This is a genomic window from Agrobacterium sp. ST15.13.015, assembly GCF_027871645.1.
GTDB lineage: Bacteria > Pseudomonadota > Alphaproteobacteria > Rhizobiales > Rhizobiaceae > Agrobacterium > Agrobacterium leguminum.
In genome coordinates, this window is sequence record NZ_JAQAHF010000005.1 from 351,618 (window position 1) to 374,028 (window position 22,411).

The following is a 22,411-nucleotide window of genomic DNA, read 5'->3' on the forward strand; positions in this document are numbered from 1 at the left end:
CAACCGTCTTTCAGTCGTCGAATTCCATGCCCATGCGCAGGCACCAGTCTTTGAGCGGTGCGAGTTCCGGATGCGAAACCGCTGCACTGAGATAGCGGAACGTCCTCGGCATATGTTTCATATAACCGGGTTTTCCGTCCCGTTCCAACAGCCTCACCCAGATACCGGCGAGCTTGCAGTTGCGTTGCGCCGACATGATGGCGAAAGCCTTGAGGAAAAGAGCCTCATCGAAAGAGGGCGCGCTTCTCCTGCTGTCGAGATAGTGCGAAAGCAGGCGCGCTTGCAATTCGGGTGAGATGGTGACACGGGCGTCCTGCACGATGGAGGCAAGATCGTAAGCGCTCGGGCCGATCATCGCGTCCTGATAATCGATCAGGCCGACCTGCCGGATGCCGTTATTCTGCGCCTGCCACAGAATATTTGGCGAATGGAAATCGCGCAGCAGAAGGCCGGTTTCGCAGCCAGCGAGCGCGTCGATCAGCCTGTCCCACAGGGCGTAATAGTCGTTCTTCTCGTCATCGGAGAGCGGTGTGCCGCGTTTGTAGGGCAGATACCACTCCACCAGCAACGAGACTTCAATTTTCATCGCCTGACGGTCGAACGGGGGAACCTCATAGGCGCTGCCGTCACCCACCGGCAGCAGGCCAGGTCGCGGGGCCCGATGGAGTGCGGCAAGGCAGGCGACGCTTTGGAGATAGCGGTCCTCCATAGGCGTTCCGTCAGGCGCAAGTACGCCATCCCGCCCCAGATCCTCCAGCAATAGAATACCCTGATCGATATCCGCCGCCAGAATCTCAGGGGCGCAAAGGCCGTTGTTTCGAAGATAGTTGCCGATCGCAACGAAGGAGCGGGCGTCCTGGGCAAGGTGGGCGATTTCCGCGTAGGTCTTGCCATCCGCAATGATTGCACCCTTGAGGGGACGGCGCCAATCCATAAGGATAAGGTCCGGGCCGTCAGTGGAAACGGTCTCATAGGCGCGTGTTGAGGCGTCACCGCTCAGAAAACGCCGGGCCGCGTCGCCCTTGCCATTTTTTGCGAGAAACGCGCGGATGGCGAAAACCCGTTCAAGTCGTGCTTTCAGCTTTGCCGGAGCCTCGATGGAGGCGAGCCGCCCTTCGCCGGAATGCGTCAGCCGGAGCGTGACGGTCTGCTCCGGCGGCAGGATTTCGACGGCCATATCCGGCCACTCGATCAGGCAGATGCCATCCTCCAGCATCTCATCGATGCCGAGTTCGTCCAGTTCCGAAACATCCGAAAGCCGGTAGAGATCGAGATGGGCGACTGGAATGCGGGCGGCATAGGTCTGGACGATCGTGAAGGTAGGGCTTGGAACTTCAAGATCCGGCTCGTCCGCCATTGCCCGGATGAAGGCGCGGGCAAGCGTCGATTTGCCGGCGCCGAGATCGCCGATCAGGGCCAGACAATCGCCGGGTTTCAAAGCCAGCGCAAGGTCTTCACCGAGCCTGATGGTGTCCTTTTCTCCCGCAAGGGGAATGGTGATGGGCAAGATGTCTTCGCTCATTCTGCGGCGATGGAATGCGGCCGTGTGCCGGAAGGAATGCGGCAGGTGACGATGGTGCCGTTGCCGGGCCGGCTGTCGATGCTGACCGTGCCATGATGCAGGCTGACGAAGCTTTCGACGATGGAAAGACCAAGCCCCGCACCGGTTCGCCGCCCGCCATTGCCGCGCGTCGCGAAGCGGTCGAACACGCTCTTCAGCATGTCCTCAGGAATGCCCGGACCCTTATCCGCGACCGAGAACACGAAGTCGCCTTCGCTGCGCTGGCAGGAAAGCTGCACGGAGGAACCTTCGGGTGCGAAATTGATAGCATTGGTCAGGAGCTTGATGAGAATCTGCTTCAGCCGCTGATGATCGGCCACCAGACTGCCGAGATGGGCGGGTGCAACGATCTCGAGCGAAATTCCGCTCTCCTGCAGCCGGTCGGCGATCTGCACCGAAACGTCTTCAAGCAATTCGTTCAGATCGTTTTCCGAATAATTGAGCTGCATGATGCCGGCATCGACGGTCGCGAGATCGAGAATATCGTTGACGATGGTCAGGAGCACCGAGGATGAGGTGGAAATATGGTCGAGATATTCCGCCTGCCGTTCCGTCAATTGGCCGATGCCGGGTGTCTTGAGGAGATCGGTGAAGCCGATGATATTCGTCAGCGGTGAGCGCAGCTCGTAGGAAACATGCTGCACGAAATCGTTCTTAAGCTCGTCGGCCTTCAGAAGCGCATCGTTCTTTTCCTTAAGCGCCCGCTCGGCCCGCACGCTGTCGGTCATGTTGACGAAGGTCAGCATGGTCTGCGCATCCGGCAGCGGAATGATGGCGTAGTCGAGCACGAGGCCGGAAAGCAGTTCCAGTGTGCCCTGCCGCGACGGCCGCTCATCGTCGAAGCTGGTGATGAACTGGCTGAAAGCACGCCAGCCGTCCGGCCTGTCATAGGATTGCGTGCAGGCGGTTTCGATGGCGCGGATATGGGTGCCGGTCTCAGCCTGTTCCGCGGTCACGCCCCAGAGCGCCCGGAATGCCGGGTTGGACAGGCGAATGCGCCCATCGGCACCGAACACGGCCACACCTTCGGCCAGATGGTCGATGGTTTCGCCCTGCACCTTTACAAGCGTGTTGTAGCGCATCTGCAGATCGACCTGCTCGGTCAGGTTCTCGAAAACCCAGGTCGCGCCGCCCTGCGGATGGGCAGTGGCGATGACCCGCAGGGTCTGGCCGTTCGGCAGGTGCCAGAGATCGGTCTTGGTGTCCAGCGAACGATAGACGGAAAGCGCCGTCTCCTTCCAGTTCTTCCAGTTCAGCTGCTCCGGCAATTTGCCGGCGGTGCGCAGCCTGTCCAGAAGCTCGGAATTGTCAGGGCTGGATTCGAGGAAAACGAGATCGAGACCCCAGAGAGCCGCAAAAGCCTGATTGTAGAATTGCAGCCGCTGCCGGCCGTCGAAAATGGCGACAGGCGTTGCCAGATGATCGAGCGTTTCGGCGTGGCTCTTCAGAACCCGCTTGAGTTCCTCGCCGATGGTCTCGGCCTCGGTGGCATCGATGGCGATGCCGGCGGACCCACCCGCCGTCTTGATGTCGACAACGTCAAAGAAGGTGCGGTTTCCGGAAACCACCGTCGAAATACGGTCGTGATAGGGCGATTCCGGTGTCGCGGCCGCGCGTATCTTCTGCCGGGTAACCGTGTTCAGCAGTTCGCGTTTTTCATGAACGGCCTGTTCGGTGTCACGGGCATCCACCGCCTGGGCATAGGCGTGGTTGACCCAGATGAGGTCGCCTTCGCCATTGCGCCGCCAGACTGGCTGCTCAATGGAATCGAGAAGTTCCTGAAAGGTCGAGACGGAAGCGATCAGGCGCTCGCGCTCCACCTGCAATTCCGCGAGTTCGGCGCGCAGATTGTTGAGCGCGATGAAACGCGCAAAGGCATTGCCCCCGGAAACCCGGCCCTGCACTTCGATGACTTCACCGCGCTGCGTCTCGATGGTCAGGTCGAAACTCTGGGCATGGCTGCGGAGTTTTTCGATGGATTTTTCAAGCTGGCTTGCGGATGCCGGCTTCAGCCAGCGGCCAAAGGCCAGAAAATCGTGATCCGCCTGCGGCACACCCGTCTCGGCCGGCAGCTGTCCCAGAAATTCGGGCCGCTTGTCCGCGCCATCCCAGATGACGATGCGGCGGCTCTTGTCGGAAATCAACGCCTCGTATTTCGCGATCTTGTGGTGGGACTGGGCAAGCGCCTGTCGGTATTCGCTGCTTTCCGCCTCGATATTACCGCGCTGGCGCACCAGCCAGACGACGGAAAATAGCGTTGCTGAAAGCATGCCGACGAAAAGCGAATAGGTAATGGTTTCTCCGGACGAGAACAATCGCGCGCCGGTCTTTGCCACAAGCCCGTCCTGGGCCATCACAACGGTTGTCGAGCCGGCGAGAACCGTGCCCGAAAGCAGGACAGGAAGCCTCGCAAAGCCTGTCTGAACCGCACTGACAACCTGCCGGCAACGCGCAAGAGCCGCGCTCAATGCCACGCCCGCTTGCGTGTTTTCAACGCGTTGAACTGTCTGCTTGCGCAGATCCGAATTTTGAACCGACATCCCCGGTCTGTCTCCGTCCTATGTGCCGCATCTTCGACAAGACATCCCATTTCGTCCCCGCCGCCCTTTGGCGTGTCCGAATCAAGTCTGATGACAATACCGCCTTCATAAATCTGCGAAAAGGGAGCGCGCAAAAAAGATGCCGCGCGCTTTGTCAAGCGCACGGCATCTAGATATTGTGTAATTTCCGTGGATATTAACTATGAAATTAATATCTGTAGTGTTCGGCCTTGAACGGACCTTCCTTCGAGATGCCGATATAATCTGCCTGAAGGTCGGAAAGTTCGGTCAGGCGCACACCAAGCTTCTCAAGATGAAGGCGCGCAACCTTCTCGTCGAGGTGCTTGGGAAGCACGTAAACTTCGTTCTTGTATTCGCCCTGCTTGGTGAAGAGCTCGATCTGGCCCAGCACCTGGTTGGTGAAGGAGGCCGACATGACGAAGGAGGGATGACCGGTGGCGTTGCCGAGGTTCAGCAGGCGGCCTTCGGACAGAAGAATGATGCGGTTGCCCTTCGGGAACTCGATCATGTCGACCTGCGGCTTGATGTTCGTCCACTTCAGGTTACGCAGCGATGCGACCTGAATCTCGTTGTCGAAATGGCCGATATTGCCGACGATGGCCATGTCCTTCATCTCGCGCATATGCTCGATGCGGATCACGTCCTTGTTGCCGGTGGTGGTGATGAAGATATCGGCGGAGGAAACCACGTCCTCCAGACGAACGACCTCGAAACCGTCCATGGCGGCCTGAAGCGCGCAGATCGGATCGATTTCGGTGACCTTCACGCGGGCGCCGGCGCCCTGCAGCGATGCCGCCGAACCCTTGCCCACATCGCCGTAACCGCAGACCACGGCAACCTTGCCGGCCATCATCACGTCGGTTGCGCGGCGAATGCCGTCCACCAGCGATTCCTTGCAGCCGTATTTGTTGTCGAACTTCGACTTGGTGACGCTGTCATTGACGTTGATCGCCGGGAAGGGCAGCAGGCCCTTCTTGCTGAGATCGTAAAGACGGTGAACGCCGGTCGTCGTTTCTTCCGTGACGCCCTTCAGTGCGTCGCGCTGCTTGGTGAACCAGCCAGGCGAAGCCTTGAGGCGCTTGTTGATCTGCGCGAAGAGAATTTCCTCTTCTTCCGAACCGGGGTTGGACAGAACATCCTCACCGGCTTCGGCGCGTGCGCCGAGCAAGATGTACATGGTGGCGTCGCCGCCATCGTCGAGGATCATGTTGGAGAGGCCGCCATCGGCCCACTGGAAGATCTTGTCGGTATATTCCCAATATTCCGTCAGGGTTTCACCCTTAACGGCGAATACCGGAATGCCGGCTGCAGCAATGGCGGCCGCTGCATGATCCTGCGTCGAGAAAATGTTGCAGGACGCCCAACGGATGTCCGCGCCGAGTTCCTTCAGTGTTTCGATCAGAACGCCGGTCTGGATCGTCATGTGAAGAGAGCCAGTGATGCGTGCGCCCTTCAGCGGCTTGCTTTCGCCGAATTCCTTGCGGCAGGACATCAGGCCCGGCATTTCGGTTTCGGCGATGTCCAGTTCCTTGCGGCCGAATGCGGCAAGGTTGATATCGGCGACGATGTAGTCCTTCTCAAGGCTCATGAAGTTCTCCAGATCAGAAACGCCGCACCTTGCGGTCCGGCTCTTAAACGTAGCAGCGGTTTAGCAGGCCACGAACGATCTGGCAATGATGATATAAAGAAGTCTTTATGTCTTTATATGGTTCCGGCTCAGGCTTCTTCGCCGAAGCGGTCGGCGACAAGCGCCTCCAGTGCTTCCAGCGCTTCTTTCGCCTGATTGCCGCTTGCCTCGACATAAACGCTGCAGCCGGGGCTTGCCGCCAGCATCATCAGGCCCATGATGGAGGTGCCGCCAACGGTCATGCCATCCTTGGAAACCGTGATCGTCGCGTCAAAACCTTCGACCATCTGCACGAATTTTGCAGAAGCCCGGGCGTGAAGGCCGCGTTTGTTGATGATCGGTAGTTCCCGGGAGAATGGCGACATGGGCTAACTTCTCACTTGCCGCTCAAAACGCGGCTGGCGACGTTGATATATTTGCGGCCGGCATCGGATGCATCCTGAAGGGCCTTGTCCATATTATCTTCGCTGCGAACGCCTGCAAGCTTGATCAGCATGGGAAGATTGACCCCTGCGATGACTTCGACGTTGCCGTTATTCATGACGGAAATCGCGAGATTGGAAGGCGTGCCGCCGAACATGTCCGTCAGGATGATCACGCCATTGCCGTCATTGGCGCGCGCAACGGCGTCGATGATATCCTGCCGGCGCTGATCCATGTCGTCTTCGGGACCGATACAGACCGTCTCGATCAATTTCTGGGGACCGACGACATGCTCCAACGCATGGCGAAACTCCTCAGCCAGCTTGCCATGGGTGACAAGCACTAGTCCGATCATGAAATGCTCCCTTGCACACGCACTCTCATTGCCGACTATCGCAACGCGGCAATCCTGTCCATCGGTGGGATTTCATCTTGATGAGGAAAATGGGAATCGCAAGCCTAAAATCGCCCGAATCATCGTCACTTCACATTCGTTTCAAAAAGATTCTGAGCAAGTGCAGCAAATTTTCCATAGGGCGTAAGACTGGAAAGCGGAATGCGCAGAAGCCTGATGTGCCCGCCGCAGGGCAGGGAAAACACCTCGTCATCTTCGGGAAGTCTTGGATTCGTCCCTGAAAGGACTGTCGTGACCGCAAAATGTAGTGGAGCGCGCGCAATGCTTTTGACGGAAACAATACCGCTACCGCGCAATTCCAGCAGGTCGGCGATTGCTTCCGGCCGCTCGGCAATGATGTTGTCGCCATCGCGATACACGAAAATCTGATCGTCCGCGATCAGCGCCGCCGGCAATCCGCAGCGTTCTGCCTCCGTCAGGAAGCTGAAGGCAAGCTCGCTTTTGCCGCTGCCCGACGGCCCGACGAAAAGGATGCCGGTGTCTTGAACGGTGATGGCGGTGGCGTGCAGGTTGAAGCGTTCAGCGTTCATGAGTTTCGGCCGCCGGCAGCGACAGGGTGAAGCGCGCGCCGGAAATCACGCCATATTTGTCGACCACGTTTTCCGCCCGCAAACTGCCGCCATGGGCTTCGGCGATCTGGCGGCTGATCGAAAGGCCAAGGCCGGAATTCTGTCCGAACCCTTCGCTCGCCGGCCGGTCGGTGTAGAAGCGCTCGAAAATCCGGTCGATGTCTTCGGCCTGAATGCCGGGCCCGTTGTCCTCCACCTGCACGATACAGCGATCCTTGTGACGGGAAAGGCGCACGGTGATGCGACCGCTTTCCTCGGTAACGAAGGAGCGCGCATTCTCGATGAGGTTGGTGACGATCTGGCCGATACGCAGGTCGTGGCCATTCACCACGAATGAGGTTTTCGCGCCCGCTTTCCGGTCGACGACATAGTCTATCGTCACGCTTTTCTTCTTGGTGCTTATCTGGCGGGATATATCCACCAGACCCTTCATCAGCACATCCAGATCGAGCGGCGAGGCGTCGGCGCGCGCCAGTTCGGCGTCGAGCCGCGAGGCATCCGAAATGTCGCTGATCAGGCGGTCGAGGCGGCGCACATCGTGGAAGATGATTTCGGTCAGGCGCTGTTTCGACTCTTCGGTCTTGGCGCGCGGCAGGGTTTCCACGGCGCTGCGCAGCGAGGTCAGCGGGTTCTTGAGTTCATGGCTGACATCGGCGGCGAAGCTTTCGATGGCGTCGATACGGTCGTAAAGCGCCGTCGTCATTTCACGCAGTGCAATCGAAAGATTGCCGATCTCATCCTGGCGCGCCGAGAAATCCGGTATTTCCTCGCGGGTTCTCGCCCCGCGGCGCACGCGGATTGCGGCAGCGGAAAGCCGCCGCAGCGGCGTGGCGATGGTCGAGGACAGGAGCAGCGACAGCACGATATTGACCAGCGTGGCGATGCCGAAGACACGCATGATGGCGAGGCGCTCGGCATGCACGATCTTGTCGATATCGCCCGCCTGCGTTGAGAGCAGCAGAACGCCGAGCACCGCCCGGAAGCGTTGCACCGGCACGGCGACTGAAACGATCAGCTCGCCCTTTTCGGTGACGCGCACGACCGCGCCGCGCACACCGGTCAACGCATTCATCACTTCGGGATAGATCGAGCCGTCGCCGCCAGGCGCTTCCTTATATTGCGGCAGGCTGCTCGGCTGCAGCATGCGGTTGAACATGCTGGTGAACCAGTCGCCCCAGGTCTGCGTCTCCGGCGTTACCGGCGGCAGATCGAAGCGCAGCACCTGACCGCGCGAATAAAGATGACGGGAATCGAGCAGCAGATTGGCGTCGGCATCGAAAAGCCGTGCACGGGTACGCGTCGGCGAAATCAGCCGCCGCAGCACCGGCGCCACCCGTTCAGGATTGATGGGGAAACTCAGGTCCTCATCATTGGGGGCAGGGGTGATGCTCTGCCCCGCCTGCAATTCGAGCAGCTTTTCCGGATTGATGGTGATCGAATTGGTATCGACCGAGGCGGAAGCGGAGACGGCGCCGGCGATGATCTCGCCCTGCGTCAACAGGCTTTCCACGCGCGCATCGATCAGCCCTTCACGGAACTGGTTGAGATACAGAATGCCGCCGACCAGAACCACCGTCGCTGCGACGTTGAAGAACAGGATGCGGCGCGTGAGGCTGGAAAACACCGCATTGCCGAAAATGCGCCGGATGATCGTCAGCGGATGGATACGATGGCGGCGTTCGCTGCCGCGTTCTTCGGCATCGTCGCTGTCCGAGACGGTTTCCGGCGTTTTCTTCAACACGTATTCAAGTCCTCACCACCCCCATATTGGGTGGTCCCTTCTGCGCGAGTCGGCTTCTTCAAGCCGCTTCGCGGAAGCGATATCCTACGCCATAAAGCGTTTCAATCATATCGAAGTCGCCATCGACCAGTTTGAACTTCTTGCGAAGGCGCTTGATATGGCTGTCGATGGTGCGGTCGTCCACATAGACCTGTTCGTCATAGGCGGCATCCATCAGCGCGTCGCGGCTTTTCACCACGCCCGGCCGCTGCGCCAGCGAATGCAGGATGAGGAATTCGGTGACCGTCAGCGTCACCGGCTCACCCTTCCAGGTGCAGGTGTGGCGTTCCTGGTCCATGGCGAGCTGCCCCCGCTCCAGTGTGCGCGCCTGCTGATCGGCGGTCGGCTTCAGCACGCTGCCGGTTGCGGCGGACGCCTCGCGGCTGCTGGCGCGGCGCAGGATGGCCTTGACGCGTTCCACCAGAAGGCGCTGCGAGAAGGGTTTCGTGATGAAGTCGTCCGCACCCATCTTCAGGCCGAACAATTCGTCGATCTCTTCATCCTTGGAGGTGAGGAAGATGACCGGCAGGTCCGACTTCTGGCGAAGGCGCCGCAAAAGCTCCATGCCGTCCATGCGTGGCATCTTAATATCGAAAATGGCGAGCTGCGGCGGACGGGCGATCAACCCGTCAAGCGCGGAAGCGCCGTCCGTATACGTTTCGACCCGGTAGCCTTCGGCTTCGAGCGCGATCGATACCGAAGTCAGAATATTCCGGTCATCGTCGACAAGCGCGATCGTCTGCATGTAGTTGGTCTCCATCGTCATTTTCTCGTAACTCCCGACATTCACCCAGCCAAGGTTGCGCGCCGCGAGCCACTCTCTTGAGTATAAAGGTGGAACAAATTGTGGCAAAGGAAAACTCGCTCCGAAATCGCCGCCTAGGCGGGAGCGGATTTTGCGAAAAGGCCGCAGCTGGATTTTAATGCGTCTTCAACCGATTTAAAAAGAAATAAAATCTTTTAAATCGATTAATATATTGAAATCACTAAGTTTTTTAAAGTTATGCTCTTGCGTTTCCAAAAGCTGCCACGTATTTTCCGAGGAAATTTCAACGTCCTTATCGTCATTAACAAGGAACGCGTCATGAACGAGCTTGGGGTTCATAATCCTGCCAATGGAGTTGCGGAACTCGGACTGGGCGAGGCCTCCCGCGTCTTTTATAACCTCAACGAGAGCGAATTATACGAAGAGGCGATCCGCAATGGCGAGGCCGAACTGACCATCGATGGCGCGTTGCGCGCCGTCACCGGCCAGCACACGGGCCGTTCTCCGAAGGACAAATTCGTCGTCCGCGATGCGTCCACCGAGAACACCATCTGGTGGGACAACAACAAGCCGCTTTCGCCGGAAAATTTCGAGCTGCTGCGCAAGGACATGCTGGCCCATGCCGCCGGCAAGACGCTTTACGTGCAGGATCTGATCGGCGGTGCCGATGAGGAAAATGCTCTGCCGACACGCGTCGTCACCGAACTTGCCTGGCACTCGCTGTTCATCCGCAATCTGCTGATCCGTCCGAAGCGGGAAAAACTGGCGGGTTTCAAACAGAAGCTCACCATCATCAACCTGCCGAGCTTCAAGGCCGATCCGGCCCGTCACGGTGTGCGTTCGGAAACCGTCATCGCCTGCGATCTGACCAACGGCCTCGTCCTCATCGGCGGCACGTCCTATGCCGGCGAAAACAAGAAGTCGGTCTTCACGGTGCTTAACTACCTGCTGCCGGCCAAGGGCGTCATGCCCATGCATTGCTCCGCCAATGTCGGTCCGCAGGGTGATTCCGCTGTGTTCTTCGGCCTCTCCGGCACTGGCAAAACCACGCTGTCTGCCGATCCTTCGCGCACGCTGATCGGCGATGACGAACATGGCTGGGGCGAGCACGGCATCTTCAACTTCGAAGGTGGCTGCTATGCCAAGGCGATCAAGCTTTCGGCCGAAGCCGAGCCGGAAATCTACGCCGCGACCCGCCGTTTCGGCACGGTTCTCGAGAACGTCGTGCTGGACGAAAACCGCGTTCCCGATTTCAACGACAACTCGCTGACGGAAAATACCCGCAGCGCCTATCCGCTGCACTTCATTCCGAATGCATCGGAAACGGGCATTGCCGGCCATCCGAAGACGATCATCATGCTCACGGCGGATGCCTTCGGCGTGCTGCCGCCGATTGCCCGGCTGACGCCGGAACAGGCCATGTACCACTTCCTCTCCGGTTACACCGCAAAGGTTGCCGGTACGGAAAAGGGCGTGACCGAGCCGGAAGCGACCTTCTCCACCTGCTTCGGCGCACCCTTCATGCCGCGCCACCCAGCGGAATACGGAAACCTGCTGCGCGAACTGATCGGTAAGCATGGTGTGGATTGCTGGCTGGTCAATACCGGCTGGACCGGCGGTGCTTACGGCATCGGCAAGCGCATGCCCATCAAGGCGACCCGCGCGCTTTTGACCGCCGCACTGACCGGCGACCTGAAGAATGCGGAATTCCGCACCGACGCGAATTTCGGTTTCGCCGTGCCGCTGTCGCTGGATGGCGTCGACAGCGCGATCCTCGATCCGCGTTCGACCTGGGCCGACGGCGCAGCTTATGACGCGCAGGCAAAGAAGCTGGTCTCCATGTTCGTCACGAACTTCACCAAGTTCGAAGATCACGTCGACAGCAAGGTTCGCGATGCAGCCCCGGGCCTTTTGCTCGCGGCTGAATAATAAAGCCTCATTTGTGAGGAGGAGGGGACCCGGCCTTGTGCCGGGTTCTTTCGTTTGGCCTGCTGTTTCCATTCCTGCCGATCTATGGCATCACCGGCGCGGAGAAAGATCATGGCCAGCGACCCGCTTTACATCAGCAACCGTATCACCATCGCCGGCTGGGAGCTGACGGAGCAATTCGTGCTGGCCGGCGGGCCGGGCGGCCAGAACGTCAACAAGGTCTCGACGGCGGTTCAGCTGTTTTTCGACATTGCCAATTCGCCATCGCTTTCGGACCGGGTGAAGGCCAATGCGCTGCGTCTGGGTGGCAGGCGTGTGTCGAAAGACGGCGTGCTGATGATCGAGGCAAGCCGGTTTCGCAGCCAGGAGCGCAATCGCGAAGATGCACGCGAGCGGCTTAAGGAGTTGATCCTGGAGGCGGCGGCTCCGCCGCCACCGGTTCGCAAGGCCACCAAGCCGACAAAAGGCTCGGTCGAGCGTCGTCTGAAGGCAAAGTCCGGCCGTTCGGATATCAAGAAGATGCGCGGCAAGCCCTCCGGCGACTAATCCGAAGGTGCTTGATTTTCAGAGCTTACGAAGCGCAACGGTGTCGATCAGATGGTTCCTGCCTTTGCGTAGAATAAGATCGGCGCGCGGGCGCGTCGGCACGATGTTCTGCCGCAGGTTCTTCAGGTTGATGTTCTGCCAGAGCCCTTCGGCAATGCTCAACGCCGCTTCTTCACTGATCGAGGCATAACGGTTGAAGAACGAACTGGGATCGCGGAAGGCGGTTTTTCTCAGATTCATGAACCGGTTCACATACCAGTTGTGAATAAGGCCCTCATCGGCATCGATATAGATCGAGAAATCGAAGAAGTCGGAAACGATCGGCACGATCCGTCCACCCGCCGGCAAATCGCGCGATTGCAGCACGTTGATGCCTTCGAAGATGAGAATATCGGGCTGGTCGATGACAGTGAACTCGTTCGGCAGAACGTCGTAGGTCAGGTGCGAATAACGCGGCGCTTTTACATTCGGCTGGCCCGCCTTGATCGCCGACAGGAAACGCAGGAGCGCGCCGATATCGTAGCTTTCGGGAAAGCCCTTGCGCTCCATCAGGTTTTCCCGCCGCAGAACCTCATTCGGATAAAGAAATCCGTCTGTCGTGATGAGATCGACCTTGGGGCTGGAGGGCCAGCGCGCCAGAAGCTCCTTCAGGATACGCGCCGTCGTCGATTTTCCAACCGCCACGGAACCGGCAATGCCGATCACGAAAGGCGTCTTGTTGACATCCGCCATGTTGAGGAAGCGGTTGCGCTGTTCGAACAGCAGCTGCGACGCCTCAACATGCGATGACAGGAGGCGCGACAATGACAGGTAAATGCGCCGCACCTCGTCCAGATCGATCGGGTCGTCCAGCGAGCGCAGCCGTTTGACCTCGTCGGCGGAAAGCGTCAGTGGTGTATCGGCACGAAACTTCGACCATTCTTCCGAACTGAAGAAGTGGTAGGGCGAATATTCATCCGGTCGGAAATGATCGAGTGTGCTCGGCATGCCTCTCTCCCCGCTGCCTGCCTCGACATTCATGATGTCGGCCTCGCCGCTTTTTCCGCAAGGCCGGTTTGCCCCGTACGACGCTCCAGCTCGGCAAAAACGTCGTCCAACGGAATATCTGCGATCTTCAGCACCACCAGCAGATGGTAGAGCAGATCGGCCGCCTCGTTCTTCAGCCCGTCGCGATCTTTCGCGATGGCCGCGATAACGGCTTCGACCGCTTCTTCGCCGAGTTTTTTCGCCGCACGCTCCTGGCCGGCAGCAACCAGCTTGGCCGTCCAGGATTCGTCAGGGGAGGCAGCGGCACGGGTCGCGACGATGCGCTCCAGATCGGAAAGGGAAAATGCGCTCATGGGAAATTCCTGCAATCAGTCGAGACGCATGGCGATGCCGTGCTCCGCCATGTAGGTCTTGGCTTGCCCGATCGAATAGGTGCCGAAGTGGAAGATGGAGGCAGCGAGCACCGCAGTTGCGTGGCCATCGCGCACGCCCGCCACCAGATCGTCCAGCGTGCCGACGCCGCCTGAGGCGATAACGGGCACGCGAACCTGATCGGCAATGCTGCGAGTCAGGCCGATATCGTATCCGCTCTTGGTGCCGTCGCGATCCATCGAGGTAACAAGCAATTCGCCGGCGCCGCGTTCGACCATCTTGATGGCGAATTCCACGGCATCGATCCCGGTGGGCTGGCGTCCGCCATGGGTGAAGATTTCCCAGCGGCCTTCTTCTTTATCCTTCGAAACCCGCTTGGCGTCGATGGAAACGACGATGCACTGGTTGCCGAACTTGTCGGCCGCCTGCGCCACGAAGTCGGGATCCTTGACCGCTGCGGAATTGATCGAGACCTTATCGGCCCCGCACAGAAGCAGCTTGCGGATGTCGGCGACGGCGCGAACCCCGCCACCGACGGTCAGCGGCATGAAGCAATGATCGGCGGTACGCGAGACGACATCGAAGATCGTGTCGCGATTATCCGAGGAGGCGGTAATGTCCAGGAAGCAGAGTTCGTCCGCCCCTGCCGCATCATAGGCTTTCGCCGCCTCGACCGGGTCGCCTGCGTCGATCAGATCGACGAAGTTCACGCCCTTGACGACACGGCCGTCTTTCACATCGAGGCAGGGAATAACGCGGGCTTTGAGGGTCATGCGTTTACCTCCTTTGCAGCCTTGATAAGGGCAAGCGCCTCAGCAGGGTCGATACGGCCGTCGTAAAGCGCGCGGCCGGAAATCGCGCCTTCGAGCTTTGCGGCATCTGGCTGCAACATGCGCTTGATGTCATCGATGGAGGCGAGACCGCCGGAGGCAATGACCGGGATGGAAACGGCGTCGGCCAGTTCCAGCGTCGAAGCCCAGTTGATGCCGGCCAGAATGCCGTCGCGATCGATATCGGTATAGACGATGGCGGCGACGCCGGCACCCTCGAAACGTTTGGCCAGTTCGATGACGCCGAGTTCGGACGCTTCCGCCCAGCCCTCAACAGCGACCTTGCCGCCCTTGGCATCGATGCCGACGGCGACCTGGCCGGGGAAACGCTTGCAGGCTTCGATGACCAGAACCGGGTCGCGCACCGCAACGGTCCCGAGAATGACACGGGCAAGCCCACGGCTCAGCCACGCTTCGATATGATCGAGCGTGCGGATGCCGCCACCCAGCTGTACCGGGTTTTTCGTGGCTTTCAGAATGGCGTCGACTGCCTCGCCATTCACGGTCTGGCCGGCGAATGCGCCGTTGAGATCAACGACATGCAGCCATTCGAAGCCCTGATCCTCGAAGGCCTTGGCCTGTGCGCCGGGGTTCTCGTTATAAACGGTGGCCTGGTCCATATCGCCGAGTTTCAGGCGAACGCACTGGCCGTCTTTAAGGTCGATTGCGGGAAAAAGAATCATGTCAGGGCTTCCAGCGCAGGAAATTGGAAATCAGGGCAAGGCCGAGCGTCTGGCTTTTTTCCGGGTGGAACTGCGCACCCGCCATATTGTCGCGGCCGACGAAAGCCGTCATCGCGCCACCGTAATTGGTGGTGGCGATGACATCGGTCGAGTGCTTGGCGGCCAGATGATAGGAATGCACGAAATAGGCGTGCAACCCATCAGCACCGGTCTTGATGCCGTCGAACAGCGGGTGGGCGTGGCGGATTTCCAGAGTGTTCCAGCCGATCTGCGGAATCTTGAGGCTCGGATCGGACGGCGTCATTTCCACGACATCGCCTTCGATCCAGCCAAGGCCCTTGCTGACAGTCTTTTCCAGCCCGCGCGAGGACATGAGCTGCATGCCGACGCAAATGCCGAGGAAGGGATGGGCCTTTTTCTCCACGGCTTCGATGAGTGCGTCATGCATGCCGGGAACGGCGTCGAGACCGGCGCGGCAATCCGCATAGGCGCCGACGCCCGGCAAAACGATGCGATCCGCCGAGGCGACATGATCCGGCTTGTCGGTCAGGTCGATGGTTGCATTGATGCCGGCTTCGCGGGCAGCACGCTCGAAAGCTTTTGTGGCCGAACGCAGGTTGCCCGAACCGTAGTCGATGATCGCGACACGCATGTCAGCGCCTTCCATTCAAGTCGAAAAGAAACGATCCGGCGGGATCGTTGACGAAGTTTTTGTCGCCGCTCTTTTGCGGCGAAGGGGTCCAGACCGGCTGGGACAGCTGTTCCGCCCTCTCGGTGTTTTCGGAGAGACCGGAGAAATATATGTCTTCGGCGCTCGAAAGATCAGGGGCGGAAACGACGGATGTCAGCGTCCAGCCCTTGCGGATCAGGTGCCGGACGAGAAAATCGCGTCCCTCCAGCGCCGTGATGAGCCCGATGGCGAAACCGCAGAGAATGCCAACCGGTTCAAATCCGGCTAATATCGAGACCTGACCGGCCAGAATGAGGGCGATCACAACAACCGCCGTCGCCAGCCACAGCCGGTTGATCGCAAGCCATAACCAGGGCGCAATGAGAGCCAGCCAGACGAAACGGTCGGCAATGAAGCGGGTCGTCTTGTGGTCCCTGTCCGGCCCGTTGGGGGCTTCCAGAACGAGATAGCTTGTCATGGGCTTCCTGACAGCTTTGGCGTCAGGCCAGCATGCCCTTTGTCGAGGGAACGCGGCCTGCCTGCCGGGGGTCGATCTCGGTTGCCGTGCGAAGAACGCGGGCAACGGCCTTGAAGCATGTTTCGGCGATATGATGGTTGTTGGCGCCGTAATGGTTCAGGATATGCAGCGTGATGCCGGCATTCTGGGCGAGCGCCTGAAAGAACTCGCGCACCAGCTCCGTGTCGAAAGTGCCGATCTTTGGCGCGGAAAAATTGACGTTCCAGACGAGGAACGGCCGGCCGGAAATATCGACGGCGGCTTTGGTCATCGTCTCGTCCATGGCAAGGTCGAGCGAGGCATAACGGGTAATGCCCCGCCGGTCGCCAAGCGCCTTCGCGATCGCCTGGCCAATGGCGATGCCGGTATCTTCCACGGTGTGGTGGTCGTCGATATGCAGGTCGCCCTCTACCTCGATCTCCATGTCGATCAGCGAATGGCGGCTCAGCTGGTCCAGCATATGGTCGAAAAATCCCACGCCGGTGGAAATTTTCGATTTGCCGGTGCCGTCGATATCCACACGCACCGAAACCGCGGTTTCGTTGGTCTTGCGGATAATCTCGCCTTTACGTTCTGCCATTTTGGCCGCTCCGTGAAAATGTTGCCGTTCCTTATCAGCACGGGACACAAATATCCAGTTGTTCCATCGTCTTGCCTGACATGCTCAAAACGGTGCGTCGCCTCGAAGATTGCAATCGGGAAAAGCAAACTTACATAGAACCCGAGAAGGGCCGCATCCCGGCCCGTTAACCGCAGGCCCGGCAGGGCAGACAGGTGTTTGATGACAACAATTATTACAGTCAGAAAGGGCGGCAAGGTCGTCATGGCTGGCGACGGGCAGGTAAGCCTTGGCCAGACGGTCATGAAGGGCAATGCCCGCAAGGTTCGCCGCATCGGCAAGGGTGAAGTGATTGCCGGTTTTGCCGGTGCAACGGCGGATGCTTTTACGTTGCTTGACCGTCTTGAAAAGAAACTCGAGCAATATCCGGGCCAGCTCATGCGCGCCGCCGTAGAGCTTGCGAAGGACTGGCGTACAGATAAATATCTGCGCAATCTCGAAGCCATGATGCTGGTGGCCGATAAATCCACCACGCTTGCCATCACCGGCAATGGCGATGTGCTGGAGCCTGAGCACGGCGCGATCGCCATCGGTTCCGGCGGCAATTACGCCTTTGCGGCTGCCCGCGCCATGATGGACACGGACAAATCGGCTGAAGAGGTGGCGCGCCAGTCGCTCGATATTGCCGCCGATATCTGCGTTTATACCAACCACAATCTCGTCGTCGAAACGCTCGACGCCGAATAAGAAACCCAATTTCTCACCCAAGGGTCCTGTGGGCCGGGCCGGAATGGCCGGCCGGAACAGGAAAGCCGAGAGGATAGAATGACCACTTTTTCTCCCCGGGAAATCGTCTCGGAACTCGACCGCCACATCATCGGCCAGCATGATGCAAAACGCGCGGTGGCGATTGCGCTGCGCAACCGTTGGCGCCGCCAGCAGCTCGATGAGAGCCTGCGCGACGAAGTCATGCCGAAAAACATTCTCATGATCGGGCCGACCGGTGTCGGCAAGACGGAGATTTCCCGCCGCCTCGCAAAGCTGGCCGGCGCACCCTTCATCAAGGTCGAGGCGACGAAATTCACCGAAGTCGGTTATGTCGGCCGCGATGTCGAACAGATCATTCGCGATCTGGTCGAGATCGGCATCGGCCTCGTGCGTGAAAAGAAGCGCGCCGAAGTACAGGCCAAGGCGCATCAAAGCGCCGAAGAGCGGGTGCTCGATGCGCTGGTTGGCGCAACCGCATCGCCCGGTACGCGTGAAAGCTTCCGCAAGAAGCTGCGCGACGGCGAACTGGACGACAAGGAAATCGATATCGAAGTGGCGGATAGCGGATCGGGCATGCCCGGTTTCGAAATTCCCGGCATGCCGGGTGCCAATATCGGCGTGCTCAACCTGTCGGAAATGTTTGGCAAAGCCATGGGCGGCCGCACCAAGAAGGTGCGCACGACGGTATCGAAATCCTATGCCGATCTGATCCGCGATGAATCCGACAAGCTGCTCGACAATGAAATGATCCAGCGCGAGGCGGTGAAGTCGGTCGAAAATGACGGCATCGTCTTCCTTGACGAAATCGACAAGATCGCTGCCCGTGACGGCGGCATGGGCGCCGGCGTCTCGCGCGAAGGCGTGCAGCGCGATTTGCTTCCGCTTGTCGAAGGCACGACGGTTTCGACGAAATACGGGCCGGTAAAAACCGACCACGTTCTCTTCATCGCATCGGGCGCTTTCCATGTGGCAAAGCCGTCGGACCTCCTGCCCGAACTTCAGGGCCGTCTGCCGATCCGTGTGGAGCTGAAGCCGCTGACCAAGGAGGATTTCCGCCGAATCCTGACGGAGACGGAAGCAAGCCTCATCCGCCAGTACAAGGCGCTGATGGCGACGGAAGAACTCGACCTCGATTTCACCGATGATGCAATCGATGCCCTGGCCGATGTGGCTGTTCATCTCAATTCGTCGGTCGAGAATATCGGTGCGCGCCGTCTGCAGACGGTGATGGAGCGTGTTCTGGACGAGATTTCCTTCAATGCGCCGGATCGCGGTGGCTCCGCCGTCAAGATCGATCAGGAATATGTTCGCAAACATGTCGGCGATCTCGCCGCCGATACGGATTTGTCCCGCTATATTCTCTGAAGATTTCAGGGACACGAGAAAGAAGAGTGCGGCCATATTTGCCGCACTCTTTTATTTTATCCGCCTTGTCTCGCATTCAGCCCGCATTTTGTTTATGGGAAGGGCTGCATTCCGGTTGGAACCGCTTTAGTGGAATGATCCGGTTTCCTCAGCATCTTTCGCTGGCGGAAATCGCAGGCTTGAGAAAAGGCATTCGCTCGTGCGCAAAACTCTTCTGGCATTTGCCGCTGCTTTGACGTTCACCGTCACCGCGTCTTCTTACGTCGAAGCCGCGACGGTCGTTCCGCCAGGCAATCGCAATGCCGAACAGCCCGGCGTTCCCGGCGCTTCCGCTAAAAGAACAAAGGCGTCCAACACCTCTTTCGAGCGCAAATACCAGAAGGTCATCGACCTTTTGTCCTCCGACAAGGCGCTGATCGCCAAGATCAAGTCGACGGCCGGGCGCTACGGCATCGATCCGATCCATATGATCGGCGCGATCGTCGGCGAACATACCTATAATGTCGACGCCTATGACCGGCTGCAGTCCTATTACGTCAAGGCGGCGTCTTACGCGGGCAACAGCTTCCGTTTCGGCTACAAGGACGAAACCATTGCGCAGTTCCTGACCCATTCGCAATTTGCCAAATGCCAGTCGAAGAGGGATTCATACAGCCTCTGGAACTGTAGGGAAGATGTCTGGGAAGACAGTTTCCGCGGCAAAACGGTCGATGGTGTCGCCTACCCGAACAACCGTTTCAGCGCCGTGTTTTTCCAGCCCTTCTATGCCGGTCAGACCTTCGGCCTCGGCCAGATCAACCCGCTGACGGCGTTGATGTTGTCCGATATGGTGTCCAGAACTTCGGGCTATGAGAAGCTGGATGAGAACGACGCCACCGCCGTCTACACCGCCATCATGGACCCTGACCGGTCGCTCGCTTTCATGGCGGCGTCCATCCGCAAGTCTATCGACGACTATAAATCTATTGCCGACATGGATATTTCGAAAAATCCGGGTGTGACCTCTACGCTTTATAATGTCGGCGGATCGCAGCAGCGTGCTGCCGCTCTTGCCCAGAAGAACCGCCAGCGCGCCTCAGGCGGGGAGCAGCCCCTGTTGCCGGAGGAAAATTATTACGGCTGGCTGGTGAATGATCGCATCAAGGATTTGCAGGCGCTTTTGTAGAAAAAGGCGACTATCGCCCGCATTGTTTCCAAAACGGAAATAATATTTGGCTGTCTGCCGCAATTGACGAGCGGCCGTCTCCGCGTCCAATCTGTGCCTCCAGAATAGAGGAGGCGCATGTGAGCCGCACGAATAAATTCGGTCTTTCCATCGATGACAGGCTTTATGCCTTTTTGACTGACGACGTCCTGCCCGGCACGGGTCTGGATAGCGAGGCGTTCTTCGAAGGTTTTTCGACCATTGTTCACGAGCTTTCTCCGAAGAACCGCGAATTGCTGGCAAAGCGTGACGCTCTGCAGGAAAAGCTGGATGGCTGGTATCGGCAGAATGGCGCGCCGGCGGATTTTGACGCCTATGAGGGCTTTCTGAAGGAAATCGGCTATCTGCTGCCGGAAGGTCCCGGCTTCCAGGTGGAAACCAGCAATGTCGACCCTGAAATCGCCGCCGTTGCCGGCCCGCAGCTCGTCGTTCCGGTCATGAATGCGCGTTATGCGCTGAATGCGGCCAATGCCCGCTGGGGTTCGCTTTACGATGCGCTTTACGGCACGGATGCTATTTCTGACGCCGATGGTGCGGAGAAGGGCAGGGGGTATAATCCGAAGCGCGGTGAAAAGGTCATTGCCTGGGCGCGAAACTTCCTCGATGAATCCGCGCCGCTGGAAACGGGAAGCTGGTCCGAGGTGACCGGTTTCAAGATCGAGGATGGCCTGTTGCAGCTTGCTATCGGCGACGCCAGGACTGGTCTCAAGGATGCAGCCCAGTTCAAGGGTTTCAGCGGCGAAGCGGCAAAGCCTGCAACGATCCTGCTCGGCAAGAATGGTCTGCACACCGAAATCATCATCGATCGCACGACCGAAATCGGCAAGGGCGACAAGGCGGGTATCTCCGATGTCGTTCTCGAATCCGCTCTCACGACCATCATGGATTGCGAAGATTCGGTTGCCGCCGTCGACGCCGAAGACAAGGTGCTGGTTTATGGCAACTGGCTTGGCCTGATGCGCGGCGACCTGACCGAAGAAGTATCCAAGGGTGGCAAGACCTTCACACGCAGCCTCAACCCGGATCGCTATTACACGGCTCCCAATGGTGCCGCGCTGACCTTGCCGGGTCGGTCCCTGATGCTGGTGCGAAATGTCGGTCATCTGATGACCAATCCGGCGATCCTCGACAGGGATGGTCGGGAGGTTCCTGAAGGCATCATGGATGCCGTCGTCACGGCGTTGATCGCCCTTTATGATGTCGGTCCGTCCGGGCGGCGTCAGAATTCCCGCGCCGGCTCCATGTATGTCGTCAAGCCGAAGATGCACGGGCCGGAGGAAGTGGCCTTCGCCAACGAAATCTTCAGCCGGGTCGAAAAGCTCGTCGGCATGGCGCCGAACACCATGAAAATGGGCATCATGGATGAGGAGCGCCGCACCACGGTCAACCTCAAGGAAAGCATTCGCGCTGCGAAGGATCGCGTCGTCTTCATCAATACGGGCTTCCTCGACCGCACCGGCGACGAAATCCACACCTCGATGGAGGCGGGTCCGATGATCCGCAAGGGCGACATGAAGCAGGCGGCATGGATCGCGGCTTACGAGAACTGGAACGTCGACATCGGCCTCGAATGCGGCCTTTCCGGCCATGCGCAGATCGGCAAGGGCATGTGGGCCATGCCGGACCTGATGGCCGCAATGCTGGAGCAAAAGATCGCGCATCCGAAGGCCGGCGCCAATACGGCCTGGGTGCCATCGCCGACGGCGGCGACGCTGCATGCCACGCATTATCACAAGGTCGATGTCGCTGCTGTTCAGGAAGGTTTGAAAAGCCGCGGCCGTGCGAAGCTTTCCGATATTCTGTCGGTGCCGGTCGCGCCGCGTCCCAATTGGACGACGGAAGAAATCCAGCGCGAACTCGACAACAACGCGCAGGGCATTCTCGGATACGTCGTGCGCTGGGTCGATCAGGGCGTTGGCTGCTCGAAGGTGCCTGACATCAACAATATCGGGCTGATGGAAGACCGCGCCACGCTTCGCATCTCCGCGCAACACATGGCGAACTGGCTGCGCCACGGCGTGGCGACAGAGGACCAGATCGTCGAAACCATGAAGCGCATGGCCGCCGTGGTCGATGCGCAGAATGCCGGCGATCCGGCCTATCTGCCGATGGCATCCGACTTCGACGGATCGGTCGCATTTCAGGCGGCTGTCGAACTGGTGCTGAAGGGCCGCGAACAGCCGAACGGCTACACCGAGCCGGTTCTGCACCGCCGTCGTCTGGAACTGAAGGCCAAGCAGGCGGCCTGAAGCCGTCAGCAGTCCTGAGAAACAAAAAAG

General features: G+C 59.1%; 21 protein-coding genes. 6 read left to right on the forward strand and 15 right to left on the reverse strand.

The genetic code is table 11. From position 1 onward, the window contains the following. Positions 1-10 precede the first annotated feature (10 nt). The 8 genes from tsaE to chvI all read right to left on the reverse strand — a co-directional run bounded on the left by tsaE (position 11) and on the right by chvI (position 9,681). Positions 11-1,522 (reverse strand): tRNA (adenosine(37)-N6)-threonylcarbamoyltransferase complex ATPase subunit type 1 TsaE, encoded by a 1,512-nt coding sequence (gene tsaE / locus PIB16_RS10795; protein ID WP_271045609.1) that lies wholly within the window; start codon positions 1,520-1,522, stop codon positions 11-13. Then, the gene (locus PIB16_RS10800; protein ID WP_065656805.1) at positions 1,519-4,101 is read right to left on the reverse strand and encodes a sensor histidine kinase; all 2,583 of its coding nucleotides are present in this window, start codon (positions 4,099-4,101) and stop codon (positions 1,519-1,521) included. The genes tsaE and PIB16_RS10800 overlap by 4 nt, the downstream gene beginning before the upstream one ends. Before the next feature lie 208 nt (positions 4,102-4,309). After that, positions 4,310-5,710, reverse strand: a complete 1,401-nt coding sequence (ahcY, locus tag PIB16_RS10805) for an adenosylhomocysteinase (RefSeq protein ID WP_078052256.1) — start codon at positions 5,708-5,710, stop codon at positions 4,310-4,312. A 128-nt stretch (positions 5,711-5,838) separates the two neighbouring features. Beyond that, the gene (locus PIB16_RS10810) at positions 5,839-6,114 is read right to left on the reverse strand and encodes an HPr family phosphocarrier protein (protein WP_003521181.1); all 276 of its coding nucleotides are present in this window, start codon (positions 6,112-6,114) and stop codon (positions 5,839-5,841) included. Between the two features lie 11 nt (positions 6,115-6,125). Next, positions 6,126-6,527 (reverse strand): PTS sugar transporter subunit IIA, encoded by a 402-nt coding sequence (locus tag PIB16_RS10815; RefSeq protein ID WP_003505374.1) that lies wholly within the window; start codon positions 6,525-6,527, stop codon positions 6,126-6,128. Between the two features lie 125 nt (positions 6,528-6,652). After that, a complete protein-coding gene (locus tag PIB16_RS10820; protein WP_065656804.1) occupies positions 6,653-7,117 on the reverse strand; it encodes an HPr kinase/phosphorylase in 465 nt (154 codons plus the stop codon). Beyond that, entirely contained in the window at positions 7,107-8,897 is a 1,791-nt protein-coding gene (chvG, locus tag PIB16_RS10825) for a two-component system sensor histidine kinase ChvG (protein WP_078052255.1), read from the reverse strand. Before chvG ends, PIB16_RS10820 begins: the two co-directional genes overlap by 11 nt. Before the next feature lie 58 nt (positions 8,898-8,955). Continuing rightward, positions 8,956-9,681: a two-component system response regulator ChvI gene (chvI, locus tag PIB16_RS10830; protein WP_003505377.1), complete on the reverse strand. Its 726-nt coding sequence runs from the start codon at positions 9,679-9,681 to the stop codon at positions 8,956-8,958. 339 nt (positions 9,682-10,020) lie between these two features. Here chvI and PIB16_RS10835 point away from each other — a divergent pair, with 339 nt between their 5' ends. Next, positions 10,021-11,631 (forward strand): phosphoenolpyruvate carboxykinase, encoded by a 1,611-nt coding sequence (locus tag PIB16_RS10835; protein ID WP_035222020.1) that lies wholly within the window; start codon positions 10,021-10,023, stop codon positions 11,629-11,631. Between the two features lie 111 nt (positions 11,632-11,742). Next, the gene (gene arfB / locus PIB16_RS10840; protein ID WP_078052254.1) at positions 11,743-12,177 is read left to right on the forward strand and encodes an alternative ribosome rescue aminoacyl-tRNA hydrolase ArfB; all 435 of its coding nucleotides are present in this window, start codon (positions 11,743-11,745) and stop codon (positions 12,175-12,177) included. A gap of 18 nt (positions 12,178-12,195) precedes the next feature. Here arfB and coaA read toward each other — a convergent pair whose 3' ends face one another. Genes coaA through hisB form a run of 7 tightly spaced genes read right to left on the reverse strand, consistent with a single transcriptional unit; the run spans position 12,196 to position 16,816 of the window. Next, positions 12,196-13,197: a type I pantothenate kinase gene (coaA, locus tag PIB16_RS10845; RefSeq protein WP_174036646.1), complete on the reverse strand. Its 1,002-nt coding sequence runs from the start codon at positions 13,195-13,197 to the stop codon at positions 12,196-12,198. Next, positions 13,194-13,517, reverse strand: coding sequence for a phosphoribosyl-ATP diphosphatase (locus tag PIB16_RS10850; RefSeq protein ID WP_020808715.1), 324 nt, complete (start codon positions 13,515-13,517; stop codon positions 13,194-13,196). Before PIB16_RS10850 ends, coaA begins: the two co-directional genes overlap by 4 nt. A gap of 15 nt (positions 13,518-13,532) precedes the next feature. Further along, positions 13,533-14,309, reverse strand: a complete 777-nt coding sequence (gene hisF / locus PIB16_RS10855; protein WP_271045610.1) for an imidazole glycerol phosphate synthase subunit HisF — start codon at positions 14,307-14,309, stop codon at positions 13,533-13,535. After that, a complete protein-coding gene (gene hisA, locus PIB16_RS10860; protein WP_125146990.1) occupies positions 14,306-15,049 on the reverse strand; it encodes a 1-(5-phosphoribosyl)-5-[(5-phosphoribosylamino)methylideneamino]imidazole-4-carboxamide isomerase in 744 nt (247 codons plus the stop codon). Before hisA ends, hisF begins: the two co-directional genes overlap by 4 nt. 1 nt (position 15,050) lies before the next feature. Then, on the reverse strand, positions 15,051-15,701 hold the full coding sequence (gene hisH / locus PIB16_RS10865) for an imidazole glycerol phosphate synthase subunit HisH (RefSeq protein WP_031233376.1): 651 nt from the start codon (positions 15,699-15,701) through the stop codon (positions 15,051-15,053). A gap of 1 nt (position 15,702) precedes the next feature. Beyond that, positions 15,703-16,197 carry a DUF2628 domain-containing protein gene (locus tag PIB16_RS10870; protein ID WP_174039771.1) on the reverse strand — a complete coding sequence of 165 codons (495 nt, stop codon included), beginning with the start codon at positions 16,195-16,197 and terminating at the stop codon, positions 15,703-15,705. 22 nt (positions 16,198-16,219) lie between these two features. Further along, the gene (gene hisB / locus PIB16_RS10875) at positions 16,220-16,816 is read right to left on the reverse strand and encodes an imidazoleglycerol-phosphate dehydratase HisB (RefSeq protein ID WP_174036649.1); all 597 of its coding nucleotides are present in this window, start codon (positions 16,814-16,816) and stop codon (positions 16,220-16,222) included. A gap of 201 nt (positions 16,817-17,017) precedes the next feature. Here hisB and hslV point away from each other — a divergent pair, with 201 nt between their 5' ends. The 4 genes from hslV to PIB16_RS10895 all read left to right on the forward strand — a co-directional run bounded on the left by hslV (position 17,018) and on the right by PIB16_RS10895 (position 22,381). Beyond that, positions 17,018-17,542, forward strand: a complete 525-nt coding sequence (hslV, locus tag PIB16_RS10880; RefSeq protein ID WP_003521197.1) for an ATP-dependent protease subunit HslV — start codon at positions 17,018-17,020, stop codon at positions 17,540-17,542. Positions 17,543-17,620: 78 nt separating this feature from the next. Next, positions 17,621-18,928: an ATP-dependent protease ATPase subunit HslU gene (gene hslU, locus PIB16_RS10885; RefSeq protein ID WP_078052248.1), complete on the forward strand. Its 1,308-nt coding sequence runs from the start codon at positions 17,621-17,623 to the stop codon at positions 18,926-18,928. A gap of 199 nt (positions 18,929-19,127) precedes the next feature. Beyond that, entirely contained in the window at positions 19,128-20,093 is a 966-nt protein-coding gene (locus tag PIB16_RS10890; RefSeq protein ID WP_003521201.1) for a DUF1402 family protein, read from the forward strand. 119 nt (positions 20,094-20,212) lie between these two features. Next, positions 20,213-22,381 carry a malate synthase G gene (locus tag PIB16_RS10895; protein WP_271045611.1) on the forward strand — a complete coding sequence of 723 codons (2,169 nt, stop codon included), beginning with the start codon at positions 20,213-20,215 and terminating at the stop codon, positions 22,379-22,381. Positions 22,382-22,411: the final 30 nt, after the last annotated feature.